The sequence below is a fragment of the Terribacillus saccharophilus genome (assembly GCF_000725365.1).
GTDB classification, from domain to species: domain Bacteria; phylum Bacillota; class Bacilli; order Bacillales; family Amphibacillaceae; genus Terribacillus; species Terribacillus saccharophilus.
The window spans coordinates 2,951,321-2,963,735 of sequence record NZ_CP008876.1 but is presented as its reverse complement, the minus strand read 5'-3'; the positions used below and the strand labels follow the sequence as shown (position 1 = coordinate 2,963,735).

At 44.9% G+C, this 12,415-nt stretch carries 15 protein-coding genes; all 15 read right to left on the bottom strand.

Going from position 1 to position 12,415, the window contains the following annotated elements:
* The gene (locus tag GZ22_RS14790) at positions 1 to 954 is read right to left on the bottom strand and encodes an ABC transporter permease (RefSeq protein WP_038564099.1); all 954 of its coding nucleotides are present in this window, start codon (positions 952 to 954) and stop codon (positions 1 to 3) included.
* 1 nt (position 955) lies between these two features.
* Entirely contained in the window at positions 956 to 1,891 is a 936-nt protein-coding gene (locus tag GZ22_RS14785) for an ABC transporter permease (RefSeq protein WP_038564096.1), read from the bottom strand.
* Positions 1,892 to 1,903: 12 nt separating this feature from the next.
* Complete coding sequence (locus tag GZ22_RS14780) at positions 1,904 to 2,728, bottom strand: M55 family metallopeptidase (RefSeq protein WP_038564093.1); 825 nt, start codon at positions 2,726 to 2,728, stop codon at positions 1,904 to 1,906.
* A gap of 163 nt (positions 2,729 to 2,891) precedes the next feature.
* A complete protein-coding gene (gene murA / locus GZ22_RS14775) occupies positions 2,892 to 4,199 on the bottom strand; it encodes a UDP-N-acetylglucosamine 1-carboxyvinyltransferase (RefSeq protein ID WP_051748310.1) in 1,308 nt (435 codons plus the stop codon).
* 33 nt (positions 4,200 to 4,232) lie between these two features.
* Positions 4,233 to 4,940 (bottom strand): YwmB family TATA-box binding protein, encoded by a 708-nt coding sequence (locus tag GZ22_RS14770; RefSeq protein ID WP_038564090.1) that lies wholly within the window; start codon positions 4,938 to 4,940, stop codon positions 4,233 to 4,235.
* A 78-nt stretch (positions 4,941 to 5,018) separates the two neighbouring features.
* Positions 5,019 to 5,252 (bottom strand): DUF1146 family protein, encoded by a 234-nt coding sequence (locus tag GZ22_RS14765; protein WP_038564087.1) that lies wholly within the window; start codon positions 5,250 to 5,252, stop codon positions 5,019 to 5,021.
* Positions 5,253 to 5,445: 193 nt separating this feature from the next.
* Positions 5,446 to 5,850 (bottom strand): F0F1 ATP synthase subunit epsilon, encoded by a 405-nt coding sequence (locus GZ22_RS14760; protein ID WP_123921909.1) that lies wholly within the window; start codon positions 5,848 to 5,850, stop codon positions 5,446 to 5,448.
* 38 nt (positions 5,851 to 5,888) lie between these two features.
* The gene (gene atpD / locus GZ22_RS14755; RefSeq protein ID WP_038564081.1) at positions 5,889 to 7,283 is read right to left on the bottom strand and encodes a F0F1 ATP synthase subunit beta; all 1,395 of its coding nucleotides are present in this window, start codon (positions 7,281 to 7,283) and stop codon (positions 5,889 to 5,891) included.
* 23 nt (positions 7,284 to 7,306) lie between these two features.
* On the bottom strand, positions 7,307 to 8,173 hold the full coding sequence (gene atpG, locus GZ22_RS14750; protein WP_038564078.1) for an ATP synthase F1 subunit gamma: 867 nt from the start codon (positions 8,171 to 8,173) through the stop codon (positions 7,307 to 7,309).
* A 59-nt stretch (positions 8,174 to 8,232) separates the two neighbouring features.
* Positions 8,233 to 9,738, bottom strand: coding sequence for a F0F1 ATP synthase subunit alpha (gene atpA, locus GZ22_RS14745; protein ID WP_038564077.1), 1,506 nt, complete (start codon positions 9,736 to 9,738; stop codon positions 8,233 to 8,235).
* A gap of 18 nt (positions 9,739 to 9,756) precedes the next feature.
* Positions 9,757 to 10,302 (bottom strand): F0F1 ATP synthase subunit delta, encoded by a 546-nt coding sequence (locus tag GZ22_RS14740; protein WP_038564075.1) that lies wholly within the window; start codon positions 10,300 to 10,302, stop codon positions 9,757 to 9,759.
* Between the two features lie 3 nt (positions 10,303 to 10,305).
* Entirely contained in the window at positions 10,306 to 10,824 is a 519-nt protein-coding gene (gene atpF, locus GZ22_RS14735; protein ID WP_038566153.1) for a F0F1 ATP synthase subunit B, read from the bottom strand.
* 126 nt (positions 10,825 to 10,950) lie between these two features.
* Positions 10,951 to 11,157 (bottom strand): F0F1 ATP synthase subunit C, encoded by a 207-nt coding sequence (atpE, locus tag GZ22_RS14730; protein ID WP_038564072.1) that lies wholly within the window; start codon positions 11,155 to 11,157, stop codon positions 10,951 to 10,953.
* 38 nt (positions 11,158 to 11,195) lie between these two features.
* Positions 11,196 to 11,927, bottom strand: coding sequence for a F0F1 ATP synthase subunit A (atpB, locus tag GZ22_RS14725; protein ID WP_038564069.1), 732 nt, complete (start codon positions 11,925 to 11,927; stop codon positions 11,196 to 11,198).
* Positions 11,928 to 11,947: 20 nt separating this feature from the next.
* A complete protein-coding gene (locus GZ22_RS14720; RefSeq protein WP_038564067.1) occupies positions 11,948 to 12,319 on the bottom strand; it encodes an ATP synthase subunit I in 372 nt (123 codons plus the stop codon).
* Positions 12,320 to 12,415: the final 96 nt, after the last annotated feature.

Sequence of the window (12,415 nt, the reverse complement as noted above, 5' to 3'; positions counted from 1 at the left end):
TCACCTCCTCAGCTTCGGATCGAATGCATCCCGTAAGCCATCACCCAGTACATTGAAGGCGAACATTGTTAAACTGATGAACAATGCCGGGAAGAACAACAGCCACCAATCTCCAGAAAGAATAGCAGACAGACCATCATTGGCCATAGATCCCCAGCTCGCATTTGGCGCCTGTATACCAAGACCTAGAAAGCTAAGGAAAGCTTCTGCGAAGATTGCAGATGGCACAGTCAACGTGATTTGCACGATGATCGGCCCCATCGTATTCGGCAGTAAGTTCTTGCGGATGATTCGACCGGTACTTGCTCCTAATGTTTTGGATGCAAGTACATATTCATGGTTGCGCAGCTGCATCACCTGGCCACGAACGATCCTTGCCATCCCGATCCAGCCAGTGATAGTCAAAGCCACAATGATTGTGAACAAACTTGGTCCCATTACAACTAGGAGCAGAATTACGACAAGCAGATGCGGCAATCCGTAAAGTACTTCAATGATGCGCATCATGACACTGTCAGTACGTCCGCCTTTGTAACCAGCAACACCGCCATAGATGATTCCGATAAAGAAATCGATCAGAGCAGCAGCTACTCCGACAAACAACGAAACACGCGCTCCGTGCCAAAGGCGGGTGAATACATCACGCCCCAAATTATCAGTGCCGAACCAGTGTGCTGCCGATGGTGCCAGGTTCTGGTTCCGTAACGCCCCTTCTGAAATGGAATAGGGCGAGAATATCGGAGCGAAAACTGCTGCTAGGATTAAGACGATTAAAAAGAATAATCCAGTAATGGCTAGCCGGTTTTGCTTTAATCGCAGCCAAGCATCTTTGTAAAAGGACAAACTCGGACGGGCTACTTCTTCCGCTTTGTTTAGATCCTTCTCTATCGGCTGGAACCAATCATCTGGTATCTGCTGTCCAGTCGTATCAATTGGTCTATTATGATATTCCATATCAGCTGCCTCCTTTTTTGTGCAGCTTGATTCTCGGATCTAAGATGCTGTAAACGATATCGACTAGGAAAAGCATGAAAATGAGAAAGGCACTGTAGAAAACAGTCGTTCCCATAATGACCGGATAATCACGGTTATTGATACTTTCAACAAAATACTTTCCCATACCAGGTATGGCAAAAATACGTTCAATGACGAATGTACCTGTCAGAATAGCAGCAACCAATGTTCCAAGAATAGTTACTACCGGCATCAGCGCATTACGTAAGGCATGCTTGATGACTATTTTGGCTGGTGACAAGCCTTTTGCCCGTGCGGTCTTGATATAATCCTGAGTCAAAACCTCGAGCATGCTGGATCTTGTTAAACGGGCAATGATAGCTGTAGGTCCTGTCGCCAAAGCAATGATCGGCATGATCATATGCATCGGTGAAGACCATGTAGCTGCTGGCAGCAGCTGCAGATTTACAGCCAGCTGTTGAATCAGCAGTGTTGCTAAAATGAAGTTTGGTATGGAAATACCTAATACGGCCAGTGTCATCGCTATATAATCTATAATGCCGTTATGTTTCAAAGCGGCCAGGACACCTAATGTAATACCGGAAATAAGGGCGATTGTAATTGTCCACATACCGAGCTCTGCTGATATCGGGAACCCGCGGCCAAGCAAATCATTCACCGTTTCAGTCGGCTGCTTGATAGACGGACCGAAATCAAATGTTGCCAAGGATTTGAGCCAGATACCATATTGAACGATCATTGGCTCATCCAAATGGTAATGTGCATTCAAGTTTTCCTGAACAGCTTCACTCGTGCTCCGATCCTGTGTTGTGAACGGATTCCCTGGAATGCTGTGCATCAGGATGAATGTCAGTGTCGCGATAACGAAGATGGTTGCTATCATAATTACAAAACGGCGAATCAGATATATCGCCATAAGCTGTCACTCCTAACTGAAGGTCGTATGCATGGCAAGCTCTGTCATGACGAGCATCGCACGATACGCTTCGATGATGTCTTTGGCAGGAAAAGCGACTATGGTTGTACCTGGCTCTATATAAGTACCTGGCATCAAATGGGCCCATTCCGCCTGTCCATAGTTGGTGAATTCGATCCGCAGGACAATTTTTTCCGGCGGAACGAGCGGTTCTGCTAGTGCCACTCTCTCCATCGCTTCTTTCACCTTTTCATGAAGAAGCTTGCTTGCTTTTTTTGGTGTCAGCGTCAAGACTGCAGAGCGGGATAATGTCTGTTTGACTGGTGCTGTTACAACTCCTGGAATAAGCTGCTCTGCCTCCAAACATGCTTGATCATCACCTGCGACCAATAAGACCGGCACACCGTAATGACCAGCAACATAAGCGTTGAAACCCAGTTCTCCAATCGGCTCATCATTCAGGAAAAAGTTACGAACCCCATGAATCATGCTATGGGACATGCCCCCGAACTGTCCTGCTCTCGCGTGATACCCAGAAAACATTACTCCTGAAAAGCTCGCATCCAGACTTCGCATCATTGAAAGCGGTTTCACTTCACCAGATATCAAATAAGCCTCTTCATGTAATTCTTCTACCAATAAGTTGTTCATTTTAGAATGGCTGTCGTTGACAAGAACATATTCTGCACCTGCATCCATCGCCGCATCAATGATGCTATTCGTTTCTGCTGTCATAATCCGTCTTGCCCGTTCATAATTATGTTTTGAGCTGTCCACATATGTATAGTCCGGTAAACCGACGACTCCTTCCATGTCTACCGATAGGTATAATTTCATCCTACCCCTCTCTTCCGAACTTTCTATATTAGTTGAATTTTCTAAATAATTATAGCATAGCCGTATACGCTTAGGAAGAAGAATTACCAATTTGTAGGGAAGAGTTTCTTACAAAGACATAAAAAAATAAGCCCCTTTGCAAAGGGACTTATCCTTAATAACCTTAATATGTTGATGATTCTTCCATTGTAGCCGCTGCTTCTTCGAACACTTCGTCATTAACGCGTTCGATGTCTGCACCTAGTTCTGCTAATTTACCATGGAAATTCACATAACCTCGATCCAAATGCTTAAGCTCTGTAACACGCGTATAACCATCTGCAATTAATCCTGCCAGAATTAGAGCTGCTCCAGCACGCAAATCAGTTGCAGCTACTTCAGCGCCTTGCATGTTTGTTGGACCTTCCATAATGACACTGCGACCTTCGATTTTAATTTTTGCATTCATGCGACGGAATTCCTCCACATGCATGAAGCGATTCTCGAATACTGTTTCTGTAATGATGCTGGTGCCTTCTGCACATAGCATCAAAGCCATCATCTGTGACTGCATATCTGTCGGGAATCCTGGGTGTGGCAACGTCTTAACATCTGTCGCTGTCAATTTGTCAGGACCGATAACACGAATGCCATTTGCTTCTTCCTTGATGATAACACCCATTTCTTCCATTTTGGCAGCTGCTGCACGCACATGCTCCATTTCGATGCCTTCAATCAGTACATCACCTTTCGTGATTGCGGCTGCAACCATGAAAGTACCAGCTTCGATACGGTCTGCAATCATAACATGCTCAGCGCCTGATAGTTCTTCGACACCTTCAATGCGGATTGTTTCTGTACCAGCGCCAACGATTTTAGCACCCATCGCATTCAGATAGTTTGCTAGATCAACAATCTCTGGCTCTTTCGCACAGTTTTCAAGAATAGTTGTTCCATCAGCTAGTGCGGCTGCTGTGATGATGTTCTCTGTTGCACCTACACTAGGTACATCCAGATATATTTTAGCGCCCTGCAGGCGTCCTTCAGTACGTAATTCTACAAAACCGTTGCCGACCTGTACACTTGCTCCCATCGCTTCGAACCCTTTCAGGTGCTGGTCGATTGGTCGGGAACCGATTGCACAACCACCCGGCAGTGCCACTTTCGCATGACCGAAACGTGCCAACAATGGACCTAAAACCAATACAGATGCACGCATCTTCCGAACATACTCGAAAGGCGCTTCTGTCGTCATTTGCTTTGTAGCATCGACAGTAATCGTTCCATTGCCGAATACTACTTCAGCACCCATGCTGCGCAACACTTCATTGATGGTAAATACATCAGCTAAAGCCGGGACATTATGAATAACACTTTTTCCTTTACTTGCAACTATACTTGCTGCGATGACAGGCAGTACGGCATTCTTCGCACCTTCGACCTTGACAGATCCTTTAAGCTGCCTTCCACCACGGACGATGATTTTTTCCAAGTTACATTCTCCTCCGCGTCCAATTTCACTATATTAATATTCAGTCGTTATGATAGGCGTTCCTACAGTTACGGTTGATTGCCCATTCCCATCATGCAGCGCAAGCTGTATATTCATGTTGTCTGCTAAGGAACGGCTGGCTTTCAATTGTGTTGTATATCCTGTTGTCGTAGTGTAAACGTTATCTTGCATATTCGTTAGTGGTTGAACATCTAATTTTTCCATGACATTCTGAAACAAAATACCACCGCTTATTTTATCACCGAAACCCGCTTTGAGACAAGCGAATTTTGTCGCATTATATGTGAAAAATCGCGATTGGGCAGCAGTTGTCATGTCTTGGACAGATTGTTGTACCTTTTCTGTCCATTTTGAACCAGAAATAGTATAGATGACTTCAGCCTGGTATTCCTTATCTGTAGGTACTACCAACAATATACGTTCGGCAATGGTATTTTGTTTATGGGGGGTATGTACCATTAATTTTGTAGCTTTTTCCGTTTTTTCTTCTACAATAGTCCCTGCGTCATTCAAATCCACCAATTTCCCCTTGATATCGTCCCGGGAAATTGTCTCTCGTATTGTGATGTCAAAGGACATAAGCTCGGTCCCTTCACTTTCCAATACATCATACATACGTTCTACATCTTTTGTTACGTCAGAGCCTGCTGCCCCATAAGACTCTAAACTATTACCTAATAGCATAATGATAACTACGATTAATCCAAGATAATGTTTCATTTTTCTTTCTCCCCTGTCCGACCATTTTAGAAACAGTATGAACAGAGATGAAAAAGCTTATACATGTATGCTAGATTACTAGAGTAGATACTGGAGCTGTTTGGTCCAGCTTACTAGTTGAAGGAATACGTTACTTACCGTTGTTCCGATAACTATCGTGAGAAAAATAAGCAGCATCCGGGCTTCGAATACTTTCCCTTTCTTTATTAATGCATCTACATTGACCCCCATTAATATACGCCAAGTAATTGCCATAAAAGCAATGTGGGAAACTATACCCAGCATCGCATCCTGCCCTATTACCGAAAACATTGATATACACTCCTTAACGGATAAACAGGCAAATGCGCGCTCTGTAGCTACATAATACCTTGTTATCCTATTTTCCGTACTATTAAACGCGTTTCCTTCAAATTATAACGGCATTTGCTATGCGCCGCCATTATTATTGCCCAGGAAATGAAATAATAAAAAAACAGCATTCCTTGTCGGAATGCTGTTTTAATTAGCGGGCGTGAGACGCGACATCAAGTCGGTTGATTGCCCGGTTAAGCGCTTGTTCAGCGCGGATTTGGTCTAAGTTAGCCTGCTTATCTTGCAGACGTTTCTCAGCGCGCTGCTTCGCCTGTTCTGCACGGTCTACATCAATGTCACTTGCTCTTTCGGCTGATTGAGCAAGAATTGTGACCCTGTCCGGACGGACTTCAAGGAAACCGCCACTTACAGAAACATAATCTGTGCGACCTTGGATCTGTAGACGAACCGAGCTAACCTTCAATGGCGCTACCAACGGAATGTGACCTGGAAGAATACCAAGTTCACCATTTTCCGCTGTACAGCTAACCATTTCATAGTCTTCTTCCAGAACAGGGCCATCAGGAGTAACAATGCTTGTTGTTACGGTACTCATCAGGAGCCCCTCCTATCCTACTATTACATGATTGCTGCTTATTGGTTAACGCCAGCTTTTTCAAGCACTTCTTCAATACGTCCAACAAGGCGGAAGCTATCTTCCGGAATGTGATCGTATTTACCTTCAAGGATTCCTTTGAAGCCTGCAACTGTTTCTTTAACAGGTACATAAGAACCTTTTTGGCCAGTGAACTGCTCAGCAACGTGGAAGTTCTGAGAAAGGAAGAACTGTACGCGGCGCGCACGTGAAACGACAAGTTTGTCCTCTTCACTTAGCTCATCCATACCTAGAATTGCAATGATATCCTGCAATTCACGGTAACGCTGCAATGTTTGCTGCACTTGACGTGCAACACTGTAATGTTCTTCTCCGACAACGTTAGCATCCAATGCTCTAGAAGTAGAAGCAAGTGGATCTACGGCAGGGTAGATACCTTGTTCAGATAGTTTACGGTCAAGGTTTGTTGTTGCATCCAAGTGAGCGAATGTTGTAGCCGGAGCCGGATCTGTATAGTCATCGGCCGGTACGTATACTGCTTGGATGGAAGTTACGGAACCTTTAGTTGTAGATGTGATACGCTCTTGCAGCTGACCCATTTCTGTTGCAAGCGTCGGCTGGTAACCTACTGCAGATGGCATACGGCCAAGCAATGCGGATACCTCGGAACCTGCTTGTGTGAAACGGAAGATGTTATCGATGAATAGAAGTACATCCTGACCTTCTTGGTCACGGAAGTGCTCTGCCATTGTCAAACCAGTCAATGCTACACGCATACGTGCTCCTGGCGGTTCGTTCATCTGACCGAAGACCATAGCAGTCTTCGCGATAACGCCGGAGTCTTTCATTTCGAAGTACAAGTCATTACCTTCACGTGTACGCTCACCAACACCAGCGAATACGGAAATACCGCCGTGTCCTTGCGCGATGTTGTTGATCAGTTCCTGGATAAGAACGGTTTTACCTACACCCGCTCCTCCGAAGAGACCGATTTTACCACCTTTGATATATGGTGCCAGCAAGTCGACAACTTTGATACCTGTTTCCAGGATCTCTGTCTCTGTTGCAAGGTTATCGAAGTCTGGTGCTTCACGGTGGATTGGGTCTTTTTTGATTTCACCTTGGATAGGCTCATCTAAATCGATAGTCTCACCTAATACGTTAAAAATACGTCCTAGTGTAGCTTCTCCTACAGGTACGCTGATTGCTGCTCCTGTATCCACTACCTCTTTTCCGCGCTGTACGCCTTCTGTAGAAGACATCGCGATTGTACGTACACTGTCGTCACCAAGGTGAAGTGCTACTTCCAATGTCAAAGAAGTAGTTTCGTTCACTTGGACAACTAGTGCATTATAGATGGCAGGCAGGTGGCCGTTCGGGAAACGTACATCCACAACCGGACCCATGACCTGCGTAATGATACCATTGCTCATCTGGACCCCTCCTATCTGTATTCTTAGGATTGCTGCGCAGCCGCTCCGCTAACAATCTCACTGATTTCTTGTGTAATAGCTGCTTGACGTGCACGGTTATAAGTAAGCGTCAAATCATCGATCCGCTCGTTGGCGTTATCTGTCGCATTTCTCATCGCTGTCATACGGGCTGCGTGCTCACTTGCTTTCGCATCTAGCAGCGCGCCGTAAATCAAGCTCTCGGCATATTGAGGCAGCAATATTTTCAAAATTTCTTCTGCGTTCGGTTCGAATTCGTACATGCTCTGTACGGCACGTCCTGTATCTGCAGAAAGATCTGTTAACGGCAGCAGTTTCTGGGAAGTAACTTCCTGGGAGATCGCGTTGTTGTAATGGTTGTAAAACATCACCAATTCATCAATTTCCCCTTCCAGGAACATTTCCACTGCTTCCGATGCAATCTGCTTGATATCAGCAAAGTCAGGCTGATCAGGCAGACCGATGATTTCTTTGGCGATCGGCATGTTGTTCTTCTTAAAGAAGTCGCGGCCGAATCGTCCAGCAGCAATCACCGTATATTCATCTGCAGAAGCGTGCTGATGCTGGATGGTACGGTACACTTCACGAATAACGTTATTGTTGTAACCGCCAGCCAAACCACGGTCAGCCGTGATGACAAGATAACCTGTCTTCTTGACTGCACGTGTTTGCAGCATCGGATGTGTCGCATCATCTGAAGCAGCGATCTGTGACACAACCTCCTGCATTTTTTCGCTATATGGTACGAAAGCTTTTGCATTCTGTTCTGCGCGGCTCAATTTGGACGCCGAAACCATCTGCATTGCTTTCGTAATTTGTTTCGTCTTTTTGGTAGAGTTGATTTTACTCTGGATATCTCTTAAGGATGCCAAAGCGCATGCAGCCTCCCTTCGCTAAGGAATACGTGCAGCATTCCGTAATTTATGAAATGTTAGTTAACGACGAATGTCTTCTTGAACGCTTCGATCGCATTGTTAAGCTGATCGGAATCAGCTGGTTTGCCAGTCTCACGGATGCCTTTAAGCAAGTCCGCTTGATTCGCTGCGAACCAAGTGTGGAATTCATTCTCGAAACGAACAATTTGTTCAACCGGGATATCATCCAAGTAGCCATTTACAAGCGCATAGATGATTGTTACTTGTTTTTCAACAGATAGCGGCTGATGCAAACCTTGCTTCAGTACTTCCACTGTACGTGCACCACGGTTCAAACGAGCTTGCGTGGATGCATCCAAGTCAGAACCGAACTGTGCGAATGATTCAAGCTCACGGAATGCAGCCAAATCAAGACGCAATGTTCCGGCAACCTTCTTCATTGCTTTGATCTGAGCAGATCCACCTACACGGGATACGGAAAGACCTGGGTTGATCGCAGGGCGTACACCGGAGAAGAACAAATCAGACTGCAAGAAGATCTGTCCGTCTGTAATGGAAATAACGTTTGTCGGGATGTATGCAGAAATATCACCAGCTTGTGTTTCAACGAATGGCAATGCAGTGATGGAACCGCCGCCCTTCTCGTCACTAAGCTTCGCTGCACGTTCCAATAGACGGGAGTGCAAGTAGAATACATCCCCTGGGAATGCTTCACGGCCCGGCGGGCGTTTAAGAAGCAAGGAAAGTTCACGGTATGCTGCTGCTTGTTTGGAAAGATCATCGTATACGATCAAGACATGCTTGCCGTTGTACATGAACTCTTCACCCATAGCCACACCTGCATACGGTGATAGGTAAAGCAATGGTGCAGGATCAGATGCACCTGCTGCAACTACGATTGTATAATCAAGCGCGCCATGTTTACGAAGAGTTTCCACTGTTCCGCGGATAGTGGATTCTTTTTGGCCAATTGCAACGTAGATACAAATCATATCCTGATCGTGCTGGTTAAGGATTGCATCGATTGCAACGGATGTTTTACCAGTCTGACGGTCACCGATGATCAACTCACGCTGACCGCGGCCAATCGGTACTAGTGCATCGATTGCTTTGATACCAGTCTGAAGCGGCTCGTCTACGGATTTACGATCCATAACGCCTGGTGCTGGAGCTTCGATTGGACGAGTGTTGCTAGCTTCGATTGGACCTTTACCATCGATCGGCTGCCCTAGTGGGTTAACAACACGGCCGACAAGCTCTTGACCAACAGGAACTTGCATGATACGTCCTGTACGACGAACTTCGTCTCCTTCGCGGATGCCTTTGTATTCGCCAAGAATAACGACACCGACATTTGATTCTTCCAAGTTCTGTGCAAGTCCCATGACACCGTTAGAGAACTCAATCAATTCTCCGGACATTACATTGTCCAGGCCATGGACACGTGCGATACCGTCACCAACTTGAATTACAGTACCAACATCACTTACTTCTATTTCAGCGTCATAACTCTCGATCTGCTGTTTAATCAACGCGCTGATTTCTTCAGCTCTCATGCTCATGCGGTCTCACCTCTATCCTTATTTGCTCACATTTACTAAATTACGTTCGATACGAGTCAGCTTGTTTTTAATTGAGCTGTCGTAGATTGTATTGCCAATCCGTACTTTCAAACCACCTTGCAGTGTCGGATCAATCTTGTTATCAATGGAAACAGCTTGTTTGCCGAGCTTTTTCGCAAATGTCTCTGCAACTGTCTGACGCTCTGCATCGGAAAGCTCACGGACAGAGTAAACTGTCGCTTGTACAGTTCCTTGCTTATCGTCAAACATTGCTTGGAAAGCATCCGCCACTTGCGGGATACTGCTGATACGTCCAGCATCCAAAAGCAGTTTCAGCGTATTGCGAACTTCAATGCTTCCTGCAGCAAAGCTAGTTTCGATCAGTGCTTTCTTTTTATCCAAGCCAATCTTGGGCTCTGAGAGGAACCGGAGGAAAGCAGCATCGTTTTGTGCCACTTGCTTCGCTGTGTGCAATTCCGCTCGCACGGTTTCCACGATATCGCGATTCTCTGCTACTTCGAACAGCGCTTCTGCGTATCGTTTTACAATGGTCACATCACGCATAGCTTATCGCTCCAATTCTTTCACATAGTCACTAATAAGCTTGTCCTGATCGTCGGAAGTAATTTCTTTCTCGATGATTTTGCTTGCGATCTGTACGGAAAGGGATGCCACTTGTGCTTGCAATGCCTGCATTGCTTTTTCCTTTTCGTTGGCGATATCTTCGACCGCTGCGTCTTTCAGGCGCTCAGCTTCACGGCGCGCAATAGCAATAATTTGCTCTTCCTGTTGCTGTCCCGCTTTTCTTGCTTCCTCTATTATTGCATGTGCTTCCGCACGTGTTTTCTTAAGTTCTTCAGCGGCTGTTTTCGCTGCTGCTTCAGCATCTTTACGGCTTTGCTCCGCTGCGTCTATTTCACTTGAAATAAACTCTTGGCGATCTTGCATAACTTTCATTAATGGTTTCCAAGCAAATTTGCCTAAAAGCGCTAGTAAGATGATAAAGCTTATTATCTGAACAAGCATACTGCCTACAGGTGTTCCACCAATAGCAGCACCGATGATAAGTGTTTGCAACAGTTCCACTCCTTTCAAGCTTCTAACCTCAGTTACAGTTAAAACGGCTTCTTCCTTTAATCATGACTTACAAAAAGAATGGCGAATATTCAACAGATAGAATTTCGCCATTCATTCAAATTATAAGGTGAGTAATTACATTACGATGAACGCGATAACTACTGCTAGAATCGGAATAACCTCAACCAATGCAACCCCTAGTAGCATCAAGTTTCTAAGTGTTCCTACAAGCTCTGGCTGTCTTGCTGCACCTTCAACTGTGCGGCTGATGATAAGACCGTTACCAATACTTGCGCCAAGTGCTGCCAAACCTACTGCAATTGCTGCTGCTAATGAACCCATAATATAATTTCCTCCTTGTTTTTACATACATTTTTTAATTAATGATCTTTTGAGACTTTGTGAGACATATATACCATCGTCAGAACGATGAAGATGTATGCCTGAATTGCACCGATGAACAAGCTGAACGCTTGCCAAGCCACCATAGGTATTACAGCTAATATAGTTGTATACGGCGGTGCAGTAAATGCAAGTGATTCACCTATCAAGGATAGTAGAATCTCACCAGCGAATATATTACCAAACAAACGAAGACCTAATGTCAGTACGTTTGCAACTTCCTCGATAAGGTTTAATGGAAGCATAAATGGTATTGGTTTGACGTACCCTTTCAGGTAGTGCTTCATACCATGCATCCGTATACCTGCAAAGTGAGAGAGCAAGACAACCATGAGTGATAGTGTTAATGTCGTGACGGCATCAGAAGTCGGTGATTTCCACCATAGTGTATGGTCACTGGATACTCCCATCACTACGACCCCAAGTATGTTACTTACCAAAATGTACATGAATAGTGTTAATCCAAGAGGTAAGAAATACTTACCGGTTTTCCAATCCATGGAGCCGCCGACTACACCTTTAACGAAATCAACAATCATCTCCATGAGATTCTGGAATTTCCCAGGTCTCTGTTGCAAACGACGACTTCCCATAACACAAATGATAAAGACTATGATCGAGGAAATGATGGTCATCAGGGATGTGGAAAGATTAAAATCAAGCCATTCTATGCCAAAGGCATCATTCCACATTGGTGATTCGTGATTCAATTAATTCACCTCTTTCGTTGCTAGTCTTTAAGCTTGAATACTAGAGAATCTATTAAGATAACAATGTAGCAAGTAGCTATTCCTACAGCTACTCCAATAAGATGGAAATACTCTTCAAATCGATGTGCGATTGTAACAGCAAGTATTGCTGCTGCCAATCGGCTAAAGGTTCCAATTCCGGAAATCCTCTGTTTTTTAGCCGCTGCGTCCACAAACTTTGTAATTTTACTCTGTAGTGACCATAGCATGAAAAGACTAAAAGTGGATCCCAAAAGTAGACCGAGGAAAATGCGTTGGTAGTGCGTGAATGCTGCACCTAGTATAAGAATTGCCAGGAGACAAAACATCCACTTTCTTTGTCGAGCGTCTATCATCTTATTGGTTTGCTGCATCTTCTTTACTCCCATGCGTGAAAGACGTACAAAAAATTGCTGATACTTATGTATGGAAAGCGGTGCAGTAATTATCTCTCAACCTACAAACCACAA